The sequence below is a fragment of the Geodermatophilus sp. SYSU D01119 genome, from assembly GCF_054049975.1.
In genome coordinates this window covers 13,872-32,093 of sequence record NZ_JBJGYL010000010.1, presented here as the reverse complement: position 1 = coordinate 32,093, position 18,222 = coordinate 13,872, and the positions used below count along the sequence as shown (strand labels likewise).

At 78.1% G+C, this 18,222-nt stretch carries 21 protein-coding genes; 6 read left to right on the top strand and 15 right to left on the bottom strand.

Translation table 11 applies throughout. The features are described 5' to 3' along the window. Positions 1-10: 10 nt before the first annotated feature. The 8 genes from cobC to ACI79X_RS09955 are packed head-to-tail and all read right to left on the bottom strand — an operon-like array spanning position 11 to position 8,057. Positions 11-1,453, bottom strand: a complete 1,443-nt coding sequence (gene cobC, locus ACI79X_RS09990) for an Rv2231c family pyridoxal phosphate-dependent protein CobC (protein ID WP_457025248.1) — start codon at positions 1,451-1,453, stop codon at positions 11-13. Continuing rightward, positions 1,444-2,298 carry an energy-coupling factor ABC transporter ATP-binding protein gene (locus tag ACI79X_RS09985; protein WP_457025247.1) on the bottom strand — a complete coding sequence of 285 codons (855 nt, stop codon included), beginning with the start codon at positions 2,296-2,298 and terminating at the stop codon, positions 1,444-1,446. The genes cobC and ACI79X_RS09985 overlap by 10 nt, the downstream gene beginning before the upstream one ends. Further along, positions 2,295-3,032, bottom strand: coding sequence for a cobalt ECF transporter T component CbiQ (gene cbiQ, locus ACI79X_RS09980; RefSeq protein ID WP_457025246.1), 738 nt, complete (start codon positions 3,030-3,032; stop codon positions 2,295-2,297). The genes ACI79X_RS09985 and cbiQ overlap by 4 nt, the downstream gene beginning before the upstream one ends. Further along, positions 3,029-3,340, bottom strand: coding sequence for an energy-coupling factor ABC transporter substrate-binding protein (locus ACI79X_RS09975; protein ID WP_457025245.1), 312 nt, complete (start codon positions 3,338-3,340; stop codon positions 3,029-3,031). Before ACI79X_RS09975 ends, cbiQ begins: the two co-directional genes overlap by 4 nt. Next, on the bottom strand, positions 3,337-4,026 hold the full coding sequence (locus ACI79X_RS09970) for an energy-coupling factor ABC transporter permease (protein WP_457025244.1): 690 nt from the start codon (positions 4,024-4,026) through the stop codon (positions 3,337-3,339). The genes ACI79X_RS09975 and ACI79X_RS09970 overlap by 4 nt, the downstream gene beginning before the upstream one ends. After that, on the bottom strand, positions 4,013-5,413 hold the full coding sequence (locus tag ACI79X_RS09965; RefSeq protein ID WP_457025243.1) for a cobyrinate a,c-diamide synthase: 1,401 nt from the start codon (positions 5,411-5,413) through the stop codon (positions 4,013-4,015). The genes ACI79X_RS09970 and ACI79X_RS09965 overlap by 14 nt, the downstream gene beginning before the upstream one ends. Then, positions 5,410-6,024: a cob(I)yrinic acid a,c-diamide adenosyltransferase gene (cobO, locus tag ACI79X_RS09960; RefSeq protein ID WP_457025242.1), complete on the bottom strand. Its 615-nt coding sequence runs from the start codon at positions 6,022-6,024 to the stop codon at positions 5,410-5,412. The genes ACI79X_RS09965 and cobO overlap by 4 nt, the downstream gene beginning before the upstream one ends. Continuing rightward, positions 6,024-8,057 (bottom strand): putative cobaltochelatase, encoded by a 2,034-nt coding sequence (locus ACI79X_RS09955; RefSeq protein ID WP_457025241.1) that lies wholly within the window; start codon positions 8,055-8,057, stop codon positions 6,024-6,026. Before ACI79X_RS09955 ends, cobO begins: the two co-directional genes overlap by 1 nt. 250 nt (positions 8,058-8,307) lie before the next feature. Here ACI79X_RS09955 and ACI79X_RS09950 point away from each other — a divergent pair, with 250 nt between their 5' ends. From ACI79X_RS09950 to ACI79X_RS09930, 5 genes are all read left to right on the top strand, one after another. Continuing rightward, positions 8,308-8,760, top strand: a complete 453-nt coding sequence (locus tag ACI79X_RS09950; protein ID WP_457025240.1) for a hypothetical protein — start codon at positions 8,308-8,310, stop codon at positions 8,758-8,760. Beyond that, positions 8,757-9,050: a transcriptional regulator gene (locus tag ACI79X_RS09945; RefSeq protein ID WP_073418230.1), complete on the top strand. Its 294-nt coding sequence runs from the start codon at positions 8,757-8,759 to the stop codon at positions 9,048-9,050. The genes ACI79X_RS09950 and ACI79X_RS09945 overlap by 4 nt, the downstream gene beginning before the upstream one ends. Beyond that, complete coding sequence (locus ACI79X_RS09940) at positions 9,047-10,108, top strand: AbrB family transcriptional regulator (protein ID WP_457025239.1); 1,062 nt, start codon at positions 9,047-9,049, stop codon at positions 10,106-10,108. Before ACI79X_RS09945 ends, ACI79X_RS09940 begins: the two co-directional genes overlap by 4 nt. 59 nt (positions 10,109-10,167) lie before the next feature. Then, the gene (locus ACI79X_RS09935) at positions 10,168-10,452 is read left to right on the top strand and encodes a hypothetical protein (RefSeq protein ID WP_457025238.1); all 285 of its coding nucleotides are present in this window, start codon (positions 10,168-10,170) and stop codon (positions 10,450-10,452) included. Between the two features lie 157 nt (positions 10,453-10,609). Then, positions 10,610-11,398 (top strand): maleylpyruvate isomerase family mycothiol-dependent enzyme, encoded by a 789-nt coding sequence (locus ACI79X_RS09930; protein WP_457025237.1) that lies wholly within the window; start codon positions 10,610-10,612, stop codon positions 11,396-11,398. Positions 11,399-11,402: 4 nt separating this feature from the next. Here the strand turns inward: ACI79X_RS09930 and ACI79X_RS09925 are convergent, their stop codons facing one another. Beyond that, a complete protein-coding gene (locus ACI79X_RS09925; protein ID WP_457025236.1) occupies positions 11,403-11,951 on the bottom strand; it encodes a type II toxin-antitoxin system PemK/MazF family toxin in 549 nt (182 codons plus the stop codon). Positions 11,952-12,109: 158 nt separating this feature from the next. Between ACI79X_RS09925 and ACI79X_RS09920 the strand changes: the two genes are divergently transcribed. Next, entirely contained in the window at positions 12,110-12,304 is a 195-nt protein-coding gene (locus ACI79X_RS09920; RefSeq protein WP_457025235.1) for a hypothetical protein, read from the top strand. A gap of 2 nt (positions 12,305-12,306) precedes the next feature. Here ACI79X_RS09920 and ACI79X_RS09915 read toward each other — a convergent pair whose 3' ends face one another. From ACI79X_RS09915 to yczR, 6 genes are all read right to left on the bottom strand, one after another. Then, on the bottom strand, positions 12,307-12,732 hold the full coding sequence (locus tag ACI79X_RS09915) for a VOC family protein (protein ID WP_457025234.1): 426 nt from the start codon (positions 12,730-12,732) through the stop codon (positions 12,307-12,309). A gap of 93 nt (positions 12,733-12,825) precedes the next feature. Next, positions 12,826-13,422, bottom strand: coding sequence for an MSMEG_1061 family FMN-dependent PPOX-type flavoprotein (locus ACI79X_RS09910; RefSeq protein WP_457025233.1), 597 nt, complete (start codon positions 13,420-13,422; stop codon positions 12,826-12,828). A gap of 32 nt (positions 13,423-13,454) precedes the next feature. Further along, complete coding sequence (locus ACI79X_RS09905; protein ID WP_457025232.1) at positions 13,455-14,963, bottom strand: cobyric acid synthase; 1,509 nt, start codon at positions 14,961-14,963, stop codon at positions 13,455-13,457. Then, the gene (locus tag ACI79X_RS09900) at positions 14,960-15,619 is read right to left on the bottom strand and encodes a lysophospholipid acyltransferase family protein (protein ID WP_457025231.1); all 660 of its coding nucleotides are present in this window, start codon (positions 15,617-15,619) and stop codon (positions 14,960-14,962) included. Before ACI79X_RS09900 ends, ACI79X_RS09905 begins: the two co-directional genes overlap by 4 nt. A 125-nt stretch (positions 15,620-15,744) precedes the next feature. Then, complete coding sequence (locus ACI79X_RS09895; protein ID WP_457025230.1) at positions 15,745-16,503, bottom strand: PAS and ANTAR domain-containing protein; 759 nt, start codon at positions 16,501-16,503, stop codon at positions 15,745-15,747. A 170-nt stretch (positions 16,504-16,673) separates the two neighbouring features. Beyond that, on the bottom strand, positions 16,674-18,125 hold the full coding sequence (gene yczR / locus ACI79X_RS09890; RefSeq protein WP_457025229.1) for a MocR-like transcription factor YczR: 1,452 nt from the start codon (positions 18,123-18,125) through the stop codon (positions 16,674-16,676). Positions 18,126-18,222 lie beyond the last annotated feature (97 nt).

Below are 18,222 nucleotides of genomic sequence, written 5' to 3'. Positions count from 1 at the left end.
GGCGTGGCGCTCAGCGGTGCTCCTCCGGGACGGCGGCCTGCTGCGACGTCGTCGTCGGCATCGGGACCAGGGACTGCTCGGCCTCAAGGATCGCAGCGAGGTCCGCGGCGAACGCACGCGAGGTCGCGGGGTCGCGCACGGCCACCCGCAGGTGGTCGGGGGACAGGCCGGGGAAGGTGTCGCCGCGGCGCACCGCCCAGCCGCGGTCGCGCAGCGCCGCGCGCACCCGCTCGCCGCCGGGCACGCGCAGCAGCACGAACGACGAGCGCGGCTCGGCGACCGCCAGCCCGGGCGGGAGGGCGGCCAGCAGCGCGGCGCGGTGCCCGGCGAGCTCGCGGGCGGCGCCGTCGGCCTCGGCCCGCGCGGCCGGGGTGGTGCAGGCGGCCAGCGCGGCGATCGCCGGCGTCGACAGCGGCCAGTGCGGCTGCACCGCGGCCATGGCGGCGACCAGGCCGGGCGGGCCGAGGGCGTAGCCCACGCGCAGCCCGGCGAGGCCCCACGTCTTGGTCAGGCTGCGGACGACGACCAGCCCGGGCAGGTCGGTGCGGGCCGCGAGCGACTCCGGCTCGCCGGGCACGGTGTCGGCGAACGCCTCGTCGACCAGCAGGACGCGGCCGGGGCGGGCCAGCGCGGCGACGTCGTCGCCCGGGTGCAGCACCGACGTGGGGTTGGTCGGGTTGCCGAGGACGACGAGGTCGGCGTCGGGGGGGACCGCCGCCGGGTCGAGGCGGTAGGCCGGCGGCTCGAGCAGCAGCCGCTCGACGGGGTGCCCGGCCGCGCGCAGCGCCGCCTCGGGTTCGGTGAACGACGGGTGCACCACGACCGCGCGGCGGGGCCGCAACGCCCGCGCGAGCAGCACGAACGCCTCGGCGGCGCCGGCGGTGGGCAGCACGCCGGCGGGGTCGCGGCCGTGCGCGGCGGCCACCGCGGCGCGGGCGGGGCGCAGGTCGGGGTAGGCGGCGACGTCGTTGACCGCCGCGTGCAGCACCTCCCGCAGCCACGGCGGCGGGGTGCCGGCGCGCACGTTGACGGCGAGGTCGGTGAGGCCGGGCGCGAGGTCGAGGTCGCCGTGGTGGTCGAGGTCGCCGTGGTGGTCGAGGTCGGGGGAGGCCGACACGGCCACGGTGACCCGCCCGTGCGCGGTCTTGGGCACCAGCAGCCGGTCGCCGCCGAGCAGCGCCGCGGCCTCGGCCACCGACGGCGTCCCGACCGCGGCGGCCACCCGCGACGACGGCGTCGGCACGGGCACGGCGGCGAGCCGCGCGGCCGGGTGCCCGGTCAGCGGCCAGCCGCGGGCGGCTGCGGCGGCGGCCAGGCCCGGCTCGGCGGCGCGGGTGTCGAGGGTGGCCAGCCCGGCCACCCGGGCGCCGGGCGGCAGCGCCGCGTCGACGGCGGCCAGCACCTCGGCGGCCGTGACCCCCGCGACCGCGCCGACGCCGACGGTCACGTCCACGGGGCGACGCCCGGGCGGTCGGGGAGGGCGGCGAGCAGCGCGGCGGCGTCGCGGGGGAGCGGGGCGTCGTCGGGGAGCAGCCCGAGGGCGCGCAGCCGGGTCCCGACGGTCAGCGCCCACGGCCGGCCCAGCCGCGCGCGGGCGAGCAGGTCGACGTCGGCGAGGAGGGCGGCGGGGTCGCCCTGCACCACCCTCCGGTCGACGACGACGGCGACCTCGTCGGCCCAGGCGAGCGCCAGGTCGACGTCGTGGGTGCTCATGACGACCGTCGACCCCGACGCCTGCAGCCGGGTCAGCGCGGCCAGCGCCTCGGCGACGGCGGAGGGGTCGAGGCCGGCGGTGGGCTCGTCGAGCAGCAGCACGCACGGGCGCATGGCGACCGCGCCGGCGATGGCCACCCGCTTGCGCTCGCCGTAGGACAGCTGGTGCGTGGGCCGGGCGGCGAGCCCGTCGACGGCGAGCAGCGCCAGCGCCTCGGCCACCCGGGTGCGCACCTCGTCGTCGGTCAGGCCGAGGTTGAGCGGGCCGAAGGACACGTCCTGGGCGACCGAGGCGCTGAACAGCTGGTCGTCGGGGTCCTGCAGGACCAGCTGCACCTCCTGCCGGTGGGCGCGCAGCCCGCCACGGGTGTGCCGCAGCAGCTGCCCGTCGACCGCCACGGCGCCCGCGTCGGGGCGCAGCGCGCCGGACAGGCAGCGCAGCAGCGTCGTCTTGCCCGAGCCGTTCGCGCCGAGCACCGCCAGCCGCCGCCCGGCGGGGATCGTCACGGAGGCGCCGTCGAGCACCCGCCGGCCGCGCTCGTAGCCGACGACGAGCCCGTCGGCGGTCAGGGTCCGGTGGCTCATGCGCCGAGCACCCCGGCGGCGACGAGGATCGCGAGACCGGCGCCGGTCGCGGCGAGGAAGGCCGGCGAGGACGGGCGCGCCTCGGGCAGCACCCGCAGCCCGGTCTCCATGCCGCGGCCGGCCAGGCCGTCCTGCAGCCGGCGGGCGCGGTCCCAGGAGCGGGTGAGCACCGCGGCGGCCAGCGCCCCCGACGAGCGCAGCGAGCGCCGCCAGGTGGCGTGCCCCATCCGCGCGGTCTGCGCCTCGCGGATGGTGCGCAGGCTCTCCAGCAGCACGAACAGCAGCCGGTAGGTCACCGACGCGACCTCCACGACGGCCGCGGGCACCCGCAGTCGCCGCAGCGCCGGCAGCAGATCGCTCATCGGCGTGGTGGTGGCCAGCAGCAGCACCGCGGCGCCGCCGGCGACCGAGTGCCCGACCAGGTCGGCCGCGCGGGCGGCGGCGTCGGGCGCCCACCGCAGGCCGCCGCCGTCGACGGCCACGACGGTGGTGACCGCGCCGACGGCGACGAACGCCAGCGGCCAGCGCACGGCCCGGCCGAACGTGCGGGCCGGCACCCGCGCGGGGCCCAGGGCCAGCACGACGGCGGCCAGCGCCACCAGCACGCCGCCGGGCCAGACCGGCAGCACCAGCGCGCAGACGACGAGGCCGGCGGACAGGGCGAGCTTGTCCAGCGGGGAGCGGGTGCGCCAGGCGCTGGCCCAGGCGGCGTCGTCGACCGCCAGCCCCGTCACGGCGTCCCGGACGGCGGCGCGGGAGCCTCGCGCACCTGCCGGCGGCCGCGCAGCCGGCCCAGCACGTAGCCGAGCACGCCGCCGCCGAGCGCGGCCTGCAGCGCGAACAGGCCCGACTCGACCTCGCCCGACGACGGGCTGAACACCGACTCGAACCACGGCGTGTAGCCGGACTCCTCGATCGTCTCGGTGGCCAGGCTGTCGGTGCCGGCGTACTCGGAGGCGCCGCCGTCGAGCACCAGCGGCAGCGCGACCAGCGCCACCACCGCGAGCACGAGCAGCGCGGTGACCAGGTGGCGGCGGGTCATCGGACCTCCTCCGTGGCGAGGGGAGCGGGGCGGAGCAGGCCGAGCCGCTCGAGCTCGGGGCGGGCGTTGACCGTGAGCACCCGGAAGAGCAGCACGCCGAGCAGGCCCTCGGCGACCGCCAGCGGCACCTGGGTGACGGCGAAGACCCCGAGGAACTTCACCGCCGCGCCGGCGAAGCCGCTGGCGGCGTCGGGGAAGGCCAGCGCCAGCTGCAGCGACGTCGTGACGTAGGTGGCGAGGTCCGCGAGCGCCAGGGCGACGAAGACGCCGGGCAGGAGGCCCGCGCCCAGCGCCCGGGCCAGCCGGTAGGCGCCGTACCCGGCCCACGGCCCGACGACGGCGAAGGCGAACGCGTTCGCGCCCAGCGTCGTCAGCCCGCCGTGCGCCAGCAGCAGCGCCTGGAACAGCAGCACCACCGTGCCGAGCAGCGCCATCACCGGCGGCCGGAACAGCACCGCGCCCGCCCCGGTGCCGGTCGGGTGGCTGGAGCTGCCGGTGACCGACGGCAGCTTGATCGCGCTCAGCACGAAGGTGAACGCGCCGGCCGCGCCGAGCAGCAGGGTGGACTCGGGGTGCTCGCGCACCTCCTTGACGACCGCGCGGGCGCCGTGCACGACGAACGGGGCGGCCGCGACCGTCCAGCCGATCGCGTGCGGAGCCGGCAGGAACCCCTCAGCGATGTGCATGCGACTCCGATCGGTCGGTGCGGGCGGCGGCCGCGCAGGCGGTGACGAGGCGCTCGGCCAGCTGCGGGCTGCCGGCGCGGTTGAGGTGCAGGTAGGAGGCGTGCACCGAGCCCGCGACGAACCCCTCGGGACCGGCCGCCGACCACTGCCAGGCCGGCGTCGCGCCGGCGGGCGGGGTGGCCGCGGTGCGGTGGAACTCGTGGCCGCGCACCCGGGTGCCGGCCGGGGCCAGCACGCTGTCGGTCACCGCGACGGCGGCCCGGTAGCCCAGCGTCAGCCGCGGCGTCATGGACGTGGCGACGTCGAGGACGCCGCACATCGGCGCGCCGTCGAGCTCGCGGGACAGGTAGAGCAGCCCGGCGCACTCGGCGGCGATCGGGCCGCCGCGGGCGGCGAGCGCGGCGACGTCGGCGCGCAGCGTCTCGTTGGCCGACAGCGCGTCGGCGTACACCTCGGGGAACCCGCCGCCGACGACCAGCCCGGCGGTGCGCTCGGGCAGCGCCTCGTCGCGCAGCGGGTCGACCGTCACCACCTCGGCGCCGGCCGCGGTGAGCAGCTCGGTGTCCTCGGCGTAGCCGAAGGTGAACGCCGGCCCGCCGGCGACGGCGATCCGCGGCCGCCCGGCCACCGGCGTGACCTCGGCGGCGGGGTCCCACGGCGTCGCGGCCAGCGGGGGCGCGGTGCGGGCCAGCCGCAGCACGGCCTCGAGGTCGACGCCGTCGGCCACCACCTCGCCGAGCCGCCGCACGGTGGCCAGCGCCTCGGCCGAGCGCTCGGCCGCCGGCACCAGGCCCAGGTGCCGCGACGGCGTGGCCAGCGCCTCCATGCGCCGCAGCGCGCCGAGCACCGGCACGCCCGCGGCCCCGAGCGCCTCGCGCAGGATGGCCTCGTGCCGGTCGCTGCCGACCCGGTTGAGCACCACGCCGCCGATGCGCACCGACGGGTCGAAGGTGGCGAACCCGTGCACCAGCGCGGCGACGCTGCGCGCCTGCGAGGAGGCGTCCACGACGAGCACGACCGGCGCGCGCAGCAGGCCCGCGACGTGCGCCGTCGAGGCGAAGCCCGGCTCCACCTGCGGGTGCGTGGCGCCGTCGAACAGGCCCATGACCCCCTCGACGACGGCGACGTCGGCCCCGCGGGCGCCGTGCAGGAACAGCGGCGCGATCCGCTCCTCGCCGACCAGCCACGGGTCGAGGTTGCGGCCCGGGCGCCCGGCGGCCAGGCCCGCGTAGCCGGGGTCGATGTAGTCGGGGCCGACCTTGTGCGGGGAGACCGCGAGCCCGCGCGCGGTGAGCGCCGCGACCAGGCCCGTGGTGACCGACGTCTTGCCCGCGTTGCTCGACGGAGCGGCGACCACGACCCTCGGCACCCGGCCCGCCCCGGTCACCACTCGATCCCCCGCTGGCCCTTCTGGCCGGCGTCCATCGGGTGCTTGACCTTCGTCATCTCCACGACGAGGTCGGCCGCCGCCACCAGCGCGGGTGGCGCGTCCCGCCCGGTCACGACGACGTGCTGGGTGCCCGGCCGGCCCGTCAGCGTCGCCACGACGTCGTCGACGTCCACCCAGCCCCACTTCAGCGGGTAGGTGAACTCGTCGAGCACGTAGAAGCGGTGCGCCTCGGCGGCCAGGTCGCGCTTGATCTGGGCCCAGCCCTCGGCGGCGTCGGCGGCGTGGTCGACCTCGGTGCCCTGCCGGCGCGACCAGCTCCAGCCCGAGCCCATCTTGTGCCAGACCACCGGGCCGCCCTCGCCGGTCTGCTCATGCAGGCGGCCGAGCGCGGTGAGCGCGTTCTCCTCGCCCACCTTCCACTTGGCGCTCTTGACGAACTGGTAGACCGCGATCGACCAGCCCTGGTTCCAGGCGCGCATGGCCATGCCGAACGCGGCGGTGGACTTGCCCTTCATCTCGCCGGTGTGCACGGCGAGCAGCGGCCGGTTCCGGCGCTGCCGCGTCGTCAGCCCGTCCTGCGGGACGACGGCGACCTGTCCCTGCGGCATCAGGCCGCCTCCCGCGCCGAGCGGACGGTGGCCGCGAGCGACTCGGCGGCCAGCTCCTCCAGCCGGAGCGTCCGCGCGCCCAGGTGCGCGCCGAGGACGCCGGCGAGGCCCAGGCGGACCGGCCCGGACTCGCAGTCGACGACCACCGCGGCGGTGCCGTCGGCGGCCAGCCGCTGCGCTGCGGCGTGCGCGGCGCCCAGCGCGTCGGTGCCGCGCGGGCCGGTGGCCCGGCCGTCGGTGACGACGACGAGCAGCGGCCGGCGCTGCGGGTCGCGCACCCGCTCCACCCGCAGCGTCTCCGCGGCGCGCAGCAGGCCCGCGGCCAGCGGGGTGCGCCCGCCGGTGGGCAGCTCGCGCAGCCGGGCCGCGGCGGCCTCGACCGACCAGGTGGGCGGCAGCGCGAGGCCGGCGTCGGCGCCGCGGAAGGTGACCAGGCCGACCTTGTCGCGGCGCTGGTAGGCGTCGAGCAGCAGCGAGAGCACCGCGCCCTTGACCGCGCCCATCCGCGCCCGCGATCCCATGGAGCCACTGGCGTCGACGACGAACAGCACGAGGTTGCCCTCGCGGCCCTCGAGCGTGGCCTGGCGCAGGTCCTCGCGGGCGACGCGCAGGCCGGGGCCGGTGCGGCCGCGGGCGGTCTGGTGCGGCGCGGCGGCGAGCACGGTGTCGACCAGGTGCAGCCGGGTCACCGGGCCGCTCGGGCGCACGGAGCCCACGACGCGGCCGCGCTCGGCGCGCGCCTTCGACCGCCGCCCGGCCGCGCCGGCGCCCACGCCGGGCACCTCGAGCCGGCGCGCGCGGAACGGGTCCGACGGCGCGACCGCGGCCCGCTCGGACGCCGGCGCCGGTCCCGCCCCCTCGCCGGAGGGGCCGTTGTCGTGCAAGTGGCCCTCCTCCGGCGGAGCGGACCCGCCTTCCGCGCGCGGAGGGTCGTCGGGGCCGTCGGGGCCGTCGGGGCCGTCGCCCGGGGGAGGCGGGGGAGCGCCGCCGCCGTCGTCCGGGCCCTGCGGCGGCGGGTCGTCGTCGGGGCGGGAGTCCTCGAGCGCCTGCTCGAGGGTGTCGTCGTCGAGGCCGGGCGCGTCGAAGGGGTTGCGCCGCCGGCGGTGGGGCAGGGCCAGGCGGGCGGCCACCCGGACGTCGTCCTCGGTGACCTCGTCGCGGCCGGCCCAGGCGGCGTGCGCGACGGCGGTGCGGGCGGTGACGAGGTCCGCGCGCAGCCCGTCGACGTCGAAGGCGGCGCAGACGGCGGTGACCTGCTGCAGCGCGGCGTCGGAGAGGACGACGTGCGGCAGCCGGGCCCGCGCGGCCGCGATCCGCCCGGCCAGGTCGGCCTCCTCGCCGGCCCACGCCGCGGCGAAGCCGGCCGGGTCGGCGTCGTACGCGAACCGCCGGCGCACCACCTCGGCGCGCACCGACGGGTCGCGGGGCGCGGCCACCTCGACGGTCAGGCCGAACCGGTCGAGCAGCTGCGGGCGCAGCTCGCCCTCCTCGGGGTTCATCGTCCCGACCAGCAGGAACCGGGCCGCGTGGCGCACCGACACGCCCTCGCGCTCCACGTAGGCGGTGCCCAGCGCGGCGGCGTCGAGCAGCAGGTCGACGAGGTGGTCGTGCAGCAGGTTGACCTCGTCGACGTAGAGGACGCCGCGGTGCGCGGCGGCGAGCAGCCCCGGCTCGAAGGCCTTCACGCCCTCGGTGAGCGCCCGCTCGAGGTCCAGCGAGCCGACCACGCGGTCCTCCGACGCGCCGACCGGCAGCTCGACCAGCCGCGCGGGCCGGGTCTGCGCGGGCGCGCCGGGCTCGTGGGGCCCGTCGGGGCAGGCGGGGTCGGGCGCGGCCGGGTCGCAGGCGAAGCGGCAGCCGGGCACGACGACGACCGGCGGGAGGACGGCGGCCAGCGCGCGCACCGTCGTCGACTTGGCCGTCCCCTTCTCCCCGCGCACCAGCACGCCGCCGATGGCGGGGGAGACGGCGTTGAGCAGCAGGGCCAGCCGCATGTCGTCCATGCCGACGACGGCGCCGAAGGGATACGTCATGCGGGTGCACGGGTCCTCTCCCCGGGTGTCCACGCCCGGAGGTGGCAGGAGGCGGCGGCGGGAGTTCCTGACTCCCCGGGGCGCCTCGGCCGAGGCGCCCCGGGTCACAGTGGCGGGACCGCGCCGGAGTCGCACCGGGCTTCCTCCACTGCCGTCGCTGTGGCCCGGTCATGGAACCACGCGACACCCCGGGGCGGCAGGCCGGGCAGTGACTTGACGGAACGGAAAGAGACGGTCCACACTTTCCGGCATGGAAAACGACGCGATCGACCGCGAGACCGCCGCCGCCCAGCTCGCCGCCCTGCGTTCCGACCGGGCGGCGCTCGCCGACCGGGTCGTGCAGCCGTGGTGGTACGACGTCGCCCTCGGGCTGCTGCTGTTCGGCTTCCTCGCCTCCTACGCCCTCGACTCCCTCTGGGTGACCTTCCCGGCGCTGGTGCTGTTCGGGGCGGGGCTCGGCGCGCTGGTCTCCACCTACCGCCGCCGGACCGGGCTCTGGCTGGACACCCCGCCGCGCGTCATGGCCGCCTGGGGCGCCTTCGTCCTCGTCGTCCTGGTGCCGGCGTTCGTGCTGGCCGTCGGCTTCGACCAGCACTGGGTGATGGTCCCGGCGGGCGCGGTGCTGGGCCTGGCCGCCGGCCTGCTCAGCCGGTACTGGGGCCGCCGGTGGGCCGCCGAGCTGCGCGACGGGAGCGGGCTGTGACGGCGGTGGCGCCGCACTTCGACGCGGTCATCCACCCGCCGCCGCGCCTGCAGATCTGCGGCCTGCTCGCCGTCGTCGACACGATGGAGTTCGCCACCGTGCGCGATCGGGTCGGCGTGAGCGACTCGGTGCTGTCCAAGCACGTCAAGCAGCTCGAGGAGGCCGGCTACGTGGCGGTGAGCAAGACGACCGTCGCCTCCCGCCAGCGCACCAGCCTGTCGCTCACCCGCGAGGGCCGCCGGGCCTTCGACGCGCACGTCGCCGAGCTGCGCCGCATCGCCGGCCTGTGAGGGCCGCCCGCCCCGACCCCCGGCGGCTCGCCGACGGCGCGCTCGTCGTCGCGGGGGCGGCCGGCGCCGCGGTCCTCCTCGACCTCGCCGGCGTCCCGTCGCCCGCGCTGTTCGGCGGGCTGCTGGCCGGCCTGGTGCGTGGGCTCGCCGGGCGGCGCGCGCTCGACGTCCCCCGCGCGGGGACGATGGCGGCCCAGGCCGTCGTCGGGGTGTCCATCGGCGCGCTGGTCGACCTCGACACCCTCGCCGCGATCGGCGAGGACGCGGTGCCGGTCCTGCTGGTCACGCTCGCCACCCTGCTGCTCACCGTCGGCGCCGGCCTGCTGCTGCGGCTCCAGCGGGGGATCAGCCCGGTGACCGGCGCGTTCGCGATGATCGCCGGCGGGGCCTCGGGCATCACCGCGATGGCCCGCGACCTCGGCGCCGACGACCGCATGGTGGCGGTCCTGCAGTACCTGCGGGTGCTCCTGATCGTCGTGCTCATGCCCGTGGTGGCGACGGCGGTCTACGGCGCCGACCCGGGCGCCGGCACCGCCGCCGCGACGCCGGACGGCCCGGGCTGGCCAGCCGGGCTGCTGTTCACCGCCGTCTGCGCGCTGGCCGGGTACCCGCTCGCCCGGCTCGTGCGGCTGCCCGTGCCGGCGCTGCTCGGTCCGCTGCTGCTGGCCGCGGCGGCCGACCTGTCCGGGCTCTCCGGTGGCGCCGACGTGCCGGCGCCGGTCGAGGCGGCGGCGTTCCTGCTCATCGGCCTGCAGGTGGGGCTGCGCTTCACCGTGGCGAGCCTGCGCACGGTCGGGCGGGCGCTGCCGCTCGCGCTGGCGATCATCGTCGGGCTGGTGCTCGCCTGCGCGGGCCTGGGCGAGGTGCTGGCGGCGGCCACCGGCGTCAGTCGGCTCGACGGCTACCTCGCGACGACCCCCGGCGGGCTCTACGCCGTCCTCGCCACGGCCACCGGGACCGGCGCCGACGCCACCTTCGTGCTCGCCGTCCAGGTGCTGCGGCTGTTCGTCATGCTGCTCGCCGCCCCGCTGGTGGCCCGCCGGCTGCGGCGGCCCTGAGCGCGTGGTCCCGGGCGCGTGGCCCTGACCGGTGGCGCGGGCCGCCTACCCTGGTCCGGGTGACCGCGCCGAGGGAGGAGCCCGAGCTGACCGACGTCGATCCCACCGCAGCCGCGCCCGAGGACGCCGTCCTGCTGTTCGTGGGCGGCCCGCTCGACGGGCGGGTGGAGATCCGCGCCGCGCGGCACGGCGACCCGCTGCCGACGGTCACCCACGTGCACCTGCACGACGGGCCGAAGGTCGTCTCGCGCTACGACCTGCAGCCGCTGCCGGGCCAGGCCGGCGTCTACCACCTGCGCCAGCGCGCGTCCCAGGACCGGCGGGACCAGGCGCGCGCCGACTGACCGCGCGCCGACTGACCGGGCGCCGGCCGACCGGGCGCCGGCCGACCGGGCCGGGCCGGGCCGGGACTCCTTGTCCCCGGCGGCCGCCGGGACGACCATCCCCGGCACGGCGCGGGGGCGCGCTGCCCGTCCGCCCGCGCCGGCGGAGGGAGCCGTCATGACCCCGCTCGCCGTGGGCCGCGCCGCCGTCCTGGACCGGGACGCGGCGATGCGCCTGGCCGCCACGGAGTACGGCCGCTTCGCCGGCCTGGTCCGCGACCTCGGGCCCGACGAGTGGTCGCGGCCGACCGACTGCCCCGGCTGGGACGTGCGGGCGATGGCCGGGCACGTCCTCGGGATGGCCCGGATGGTCGCCTCGCCGGGCCAGTTCGTGCGCCAGAACGCCGCCGCGGCCCGCGCGGGCGGCGGGGTCGACGCGCTCACCGCGCTGCAGGTGCGCGAGCAGGCGCACCTCACCGCCCCCGAGGTCGTGGCCGGACTGGCCGACGTCGGCCCGCGCGCCGCCCGCGGCCGGCGCCGGCTCGCCCGGGTCGTCGGCCGGCTGCCGCTGCCCGAGGCGCAGGCGGTCGGCGGCCGGCGGGAGTGGTGGTCGCTGGGCTACCTGCTCGACGTCGTCCTCACCCGCGACACCTGGATGCACCGCCTCGACGTCGCCCGGGCCACCGGCCGGGACCCCGTCCTCTCGCCGGACCACGACGGCGTCCTGGTCGACGACGTCGTCCGGGAGTGGGCGCAGCGGCACGGCCGCCCGTACCGGCTGCGCCTCACCGGCCCGGCCGGCGGCACGTGGTCCGCGGGGACGGGCGGCGAGGACGTCGAGTGCGAGGACATCGAGTGCGAGGACGTCGAGTGCGAGGACATCGAGTGCGACGCCGTCGAGTTCTGCCGGGTGCTGTCGGGGCGCGGTACCGGTGCCGGCCTGCTCGCCCAGCAGGTGCCCTTCTAGCCGGTCACCAGCCCTGGGTCCGGCGGGCCTCGGCCACGACCCGGTCGAACACCGCCCGGTCCAGCGCGGCGCCCTCCCGGCGCACCGTGGCGGGGTCGAGGACGAGCAGCCGGTCCAGCCGCACCTCGCTCGGGCGGCCCTGCCGGTCCCAGCCGCCGCTGCCCACGTCCATCCAGCTGCGGCCGTGCCGGGCCTCGTCGGCGGCGTCGCGGTCGTGGTCCTTGCTGGTGAGCACCAGCCCGACCAGCTCCCCGCCGCGTCGGCCGACCACCAGCACCGGCCGGTCCTTGCCGCGGCCGTCGCCCTCGTCGTAGGGCACCCACGCCCACACGACCTCGCCGGGGTCGGGGTGCCCGTCGGCGCGGGGCCGGTACTCCGTGTCGACGGTGCCCGGCGCGCGGGCGGCCGGCGGGGGAGCCGGCGGGGCGGCTGCCGGCGCCGACGGCGCGCGGCGCCGGCTCGGGCGGGCGGCCCGGGGCGCGCGGGCCGGCGTGGCGGTGGCCGCGCGGACGATCGAGAGGACGGCGTCGAGGAGCCGGCTCGGACGGGCCATGGACGCACCGTACGGATGCGCCGCGCGACACGCCGTCACAGCTGTCCCGTCCGTCACACCGGTACCAATTCGGGCCAGTTCTGGTTCCGGAGCGTCGTTCCTGGGCACCATTGCGTCACGGGGCGCGGAGCCATCGCGCCCGGGAGAGGGGGCTCCCCATGACCTCGGCCCAGCCCGTCGTCGCGACCGTCTCACTGGTCCGCGAGCCGCGCGCCAGCGTCCTCGCCGCCTTCCAGCTGGTCGAGGACGCGCGCTACCTCGCCGGCGGGCGCACACGCCGCCGCAGCCGGGTGCGCCGGATCGCCGAGCGCACCGTGGTCTCCCGCCGGCTGGCCCGCGACCTCCCCGCCTGAGCTCAGGCCACGCAGAACTCGTTGCCCTCCGGGTCGGCGAGCGTTGCCCAGGTGAACGGGCCCTGGGACGACCGCCACAGCTCGGTGGCGCCCAGGCCGAGCAGGCGCGCCACCTCGGCCTCGCGGCGCTCGTCACCCACCCGGACGTCGAGGTGCACGCGGTTCTTGACCGTCTTGGCCTCCGGCACGTGCTGGAACAGCACCCGCGGCCGGCCGGGGTCGGGCGAGGTGATCGCCGCGCCCGCCGCCCAGACCAGCGCGCCGCGGTGCGTGGTGGTGTCGGCCTCCGAGGCGCGGCCGGCCTCCACCATGCCGCGGATGAACGCCTCGTCCTGGGGCTCCACCTGCCAGCCCAGCGCCTCGGCCCACCAGTCGGCCAGCGCGTGCGGCCGCGTCGCGTCGATCGTCACCTGGAAGTCGGTCGCCATGGCCGCAGCCTGGCCCACGGTGGTGACGAGAGGGAACGGCCTCCCTGCAGGGGCCGGCCGCGAGGGACGAGCGGTGGGGGCAGGGAGGTCCTCCTAGAGCTCCAGCGCGAGGTCGGCCCGGATGACGGCGTCGTCGGGCAGCGGGCTCTCCAGCCCGCAGTGGTCGCGGATCATCACGCCGAACGGCGGGAGCGCGGCGCGGTCGATCCGGCTCGCCGGGTCCCACAGCCCCGAGCGCATGACGGCCTTCGCGCAGTGCAGGTAGGCCCGCTGCACGGTGACCACCATGACCGAGCGCGGGGCCCGGCCGAACTCGGTGAGGTCGAGGTCGAGCGCGTCGGCCGGCAACAGCTCGGCGGTGCCGAACACCTTGAGCGTCTCCTCGAGGCCGGGCACGAAGAACAGCAGCGCCACCCGCGGGTTCGCAGCGACCTTGCGCAGGCTGTCGAGCCGGTTGTTGCCCTGCCGGTCGGGCAGCACGAGGCGGTGCTCGTCGAGCACCTTGACGAAGCCCGGGTCGCCGCCGCGCGGGGAGACCTCGGGGAACCCGTCGGCGTCCGCCGTCGCCAGGGTGAGGAACGGCGACAGGCCCACGAGGGCCCGGCAGTGGACGTCGAGGTGGTCGATCTCCTTGTCCAGCACCAGCTGCGAGGGCGGGCGGTAGGAGGCCAGGACCGGGTCGGGCTGCACGGTCCGACGGTAGCCCCGCAGGCCGGCCCCTCCTACCTCGCCGCCCCGGCCGACCCGCCGGGCGGGAGCAGCGGCAGGCCGGCCTGCGGGCCCTCCTCCACGAGCCGCCACAGGGCGGCGGTGTCGGCGTGCTCGGCCACCAGGTCGCCGAGGGCGTCGAGCCGCTGCTCGCGGACCGCGCCGAACGAGGTGTCCGGGGCCGGGACGAACCGCCGGCCCGCCGCGCGGGCCACCTCGGCGAGGAACGCCCGCCGGAACCCGTCGTTCTCCAGGGCGCCGTGCCAGGTGGTGCCCCACACGGCGCCCGCGCGGCCGCCGTCGAGGAACGGCTCGGCCCCGTCCCCGTAGGTGACCACGCCGTGGTGGATCTCGTAGCCGCGCACCGGGTGGCCCAGCGCTTCGCCGGACGGGCGGCCCAGCGTCTTCTCCCGCGCGAAGGTGACGTCGGCCGGCAGCAGCCCGAGCCCGGCCACGGTGCCCGCGCGCGACTCGACGTCGTCGGTGATCGTGCGGGCGAGCATCTGGTGCCCGCCGCAGATGCCGAGCACCGGCCGGCCCTCCGCGGCGCGCCGGCCGACGGCGTCGGCCAGCCCGGTGGCGCGCAGCCACGCGAGGTCGGACACGGTCGCGCGCGTGCCGGGCAGCACCACCAGGTCGGCGTCGGCGAGCTCCTCGGGCCGGGTGGCGTAGCGGACCAGGACACCGGGCTCGGTGGCCAGCGCGTCGAGGTCGGTGAAGTTCGACAGCCGCGGCAGCCGCGCCACCGAGACCCGCAGCACCTCCTCGCCGTGCGGCGGCCCGGCCGAGGAGACGCCGGTGGGCACGCCGAGGGAGTCCTCGACGTCGAGCGCGGCGCCCGGCAGCCAGGGCAGCACGCCGAGCGTGGGCCGGCCGGTGAGCGCGGTGAGCTGCTCCAGGCCCGGGCGCAGGAGGCGCACGTCGCCGCGGAACTTGTTCACGAGGAACCCGGCCACCAGCCGCTGGTCGGCCGGCGGCATGAGCGCGACCGTGCCGTAGAGGGCGGGGAACACCCCGCCGCGGTCGATGTCGCCGACCACGACGACGGGCAGGCCCGCCGCGGTGGCCAGGCCCATGTTGGCGATGTCGTCGGCGCGCAGGTTGATCTCGGTGGGGGAGCCGGCGCCCTCGCACACGACGACGTCGAAGCGCGCGCGCAGGTCGGCGAGGCTGGCCAGCACCTGCTCGAGCAGTGCCGCCTTCATCGGCCGGTAGGACAGCGCGGTCACCTCGGCCACGGGCCGGCCGAGGACGACGACCTGGCTGGCGTCCTCCCCGCCGGGCTTGAGCAGCACCGGGTTCATGACGGCCTCGGGCTCCACGCCGGCGGCCTGGGCCTGCATGACCTGCGCCCGGCCGATCTCCGCGCCGTCGGCGGTGACCATCGAGTTGTTGCTCATGTTCTGCGCCTTGAACGGCGCCACGCGCACGCCCTGGCGGGCCAGCCAGCGGCAGATGCCCGCCGTGACCACCGACTTGCCGGCGTCCGACGTCGTCCCGGCGACGAGCAGGGCCCCGCTCATGCGGCGGGCTGGCCCCAGCCGGCCTTCTCCTGCCCGGACAGCTCGGCGATCGCCTCCATGATCCGGTCGGTGACCTCGCGGCGCGGGCGGCCCTTGGCGGCCTGCCCGCGGTGCTCGGGGAACTCCAGCGGCGCGCCGAAGGTGATCGTCACGCGGTGCGGGCGCGGCCAGCGGGAGTCCACCGGCTGGACGCGGTCGGTCCCGGCGACGGCGACCGGCACGACCGGGCAGTCGGCGGTGAGCGCCAGCCAGGCGACGCCGGTCTTGCCGCGGGCCAGGCGGCCGTCGCGCGAGCGGGTGCCCTCGGGGTAGATGCCGAAGCCCTCGCCGCGGCGCAGCACGCCCAGCGCGGTGTCGAGGGCCTCCTGCGCCGCGCGGGAGGTCTCCCGCTCGACCGGCATGGCGCCCAGCGCCGTGAACAGGGTGCGGGTGAGCCAGCCGCCGGGCCCGGAGCGGGTGAAGTACTCGGCCTTGGCGAGGTAGTGCACCCGCCGCGGGGAGGCCAGCGGGATGGCGATGCTGTCGATGAAGGACAGGTGGTTGCTGGCGATGATGAACGGCCCGTCGGCCGGGACGTGGGCGCGGCCGCTGACCCGTGGCCGGAACAGCAGCCAGAACAGCGGCTTGAGCACGAACCTCGCGACGAGGTAGAACACGCCGCCCCCTCCCTCGTGGCGTCCCGGCACCGGCCACCGGGACCCGGGGCATCCTCCCCTGCCGCGGAGGAGGCGACCGCGGCAGGGGAGGGGCGGCAGGGCGGGGGCGGCAGGGCCGGGCGGCCCTACCCGGCCTGGTGGCCCGGACCGCCCGGCGGGCAGGCGTCGCGCAGGATCTCGCGGACCTGGGGCGACAGCGGACGTCCCCCCGAGGCCGAGGCGACCAGGTCCAGGGCGACGTCGCGGACCTTGCGGTGCACGTGGCTGGAGATGTGTGCCAGCAGGTCGAAGGCGGCCTGCTCCCCGCAGCCGGTGAGCAGCATGAGCACGCCCTTGGCCTGCTCGATCGGCGCCCGGCTGGCCATCGCGGTGCGCAGCTGGGCCAGCTCGGTCTCCAGCTCGAGCACCCGGCCGACGGCCGACGGCGCGGGGGCCCCGGCGCCGTCGCCGACGGCGGGGTTGTCGACGACGAGGCCCTCGACGGCGGCCACCCGGCCCTCGCCGTCGAGGCGCGGCTCGCCGAGCAGCACCACGGTGCGCTCCGCGGTCTCGGGCACGCGCAGCCGCACGGACAGGCAGAACGCCTGGCCGTCGGTGAGCGCCGCGGACAGCGCGTCGATCGTGCGCGGCCGGTCGTCGGGGTGCTGGGCGGCCACGAGCACCTCGGTGCTGGGCGTGGCGCCCTCGGGCGGCAGGCCGTGCAGGAGGCACATCTCCTCCGACCACAGCCACTCGCCGGTGCTGCGGTCGTACCGCCAGCGCGCCGCCACCCGCGTGCGGCGGGAGGTGAGCGGGGTGGGTGCCGGCGGACGGGGCAGCGGTGGCGTCGCCGTCCGCGGGGGACGGGGGCGGGTGTGGGCAGGGCGGGGCTGTGTCGAGGTCATGGAGGACTCCGTCGGGCACCCCGGCACCAGCCGGGGAGAGCGCCGCGCAGCCGCCTGTTCGACCACCTGCGGAAGGTGCCGGGACGAGGTCCCGGCCGCTCGGGACACCCCGACCGTAGCCCTGGTGCGCGGGCCGCGCACGCCCACCGGACGGGTGCGTCCGGTGCGCCTCACACCACCGTGACGGGCCGCGCCGGATGGCGCGCGACCGGCCCTCCGGCCAGGGCGGAGTCGACGGCGGCGAGGGTGGCGACGGCGGTGCGCAGCCGGGCCGGGGGGAGGGTGAACGGCAGCCGCAGGTGGTCGTCGAAGGCGGTGCCGGTGCCGAACGCGCGCCCCTCCGCCAGGTGCAGGCCCAGCGGCGCAGCGGCGGCGACGAGGGCGGCGGAGCTGCGGCCCGGCGGGAGCGTGCACCACGCCGACAGGCCGCCGGCCGGGCGCGGGACGGCCCAGTGCGGCAGCCGCGCGGCGGCCTCGGCGAGCAGCACCTCGCGGCGTTCCCGCAGCAGCCGCCGGCGGGCGGCCAGCACCGTGTCGAGGTCGCGCACCAGGGCGGCGGCGGTGAGCTGGTCGAGCAGGCCGACCGACAGCTGCCGGCGGCCCAGCGCGGCGCCCAGGGACGCCGCCAGCGCGGCGTCGGTGCGCAGCCAGCCGATGCGCAGGCCGCCCCACACCGACTTCGACAGGCCGCCGACGGTCACCGTCGCCGCGTCGGGCAGCCCGGCGGCGTAGGGCGGCAGCGGACCGGCGTCGTCGTCGAGCCACAGCTCGGCGGTGACCTCGTCGACGATGGCGAGCACGCCCTGCTGCCACAGGGTGGCGGCCAGCCGCCGGCGCCCGGCGGCCGACAGCCGCGCGCCGCTGGGGTTGGAGAAGTCGGGCATGAGGAACGCCAGCCGCGGGCTGCTCTGCCGGGTGACCAGGTGCGCCGCGCCGACGACGGCGTCGGGGTCGGCGGCGTCCACCGTCACCGGCACGCACCGGCCCCCGGCGGCGGTGACCAGCTGCACCGCGCCGGGGTAGGTGGGGTGCTCGACGAGCACGCGGTCGCCGGGCTGCAGCAGCACCTCGACGACGAGCGCGGTCGCGTCGCCGGTCCCGGCGGTGACCACCACCTGGTCGGGATCGGTGGGCAGGCCCCGGGCGGTGTAGCGGTCGGCGATCGCGGCGCGCAGCTCGGGCAGGCCGCTCGGCGCGTAGCCGTGCCCGGCCATCGTCTCGGGCATCCGGGCGAGCGCCCGCTCGTAGGCGGGCAGCAGTTGCGGGGCCGCCTCGGGGGCGGCGTGGGCCAGGTCGAGGACCTCCGGGTCGGTCGTGGGCGCGGACCACACGGCGTCGACCGGCGGGGTCTCGACGACGGTGCCCGCGCCGTGCCGCGTGCTCACCGCGCCCTCCTCGCGCAGCAGCCGGTAGGCCGAGGCGACGGTCACCCGGCTGACGCCCAGCGCGGCGGCGAGGTCGCGCTCGGCCGGCAGCCGGGTGCCCGGCGGGAGCTGCCCGAGGGCCACCAGCTCGCGCACCCGGCGGGCCAGGCCGGCGTAGCGCGGGCCCGGCAGGTCGGTGAGCGGCCCGACCAGGCCGGCCAGCTCGGCGGGAGTGGACTGCTCAGCACCCGGTGGCATGCAGGCCACCATGCCGGATTGGACCGCTCCCGTCCAGGCCGGATGGTGCCACCGTCTACGCCATGACCTCGAGTGCAGTCCTCCTGCTGTCGTTCCT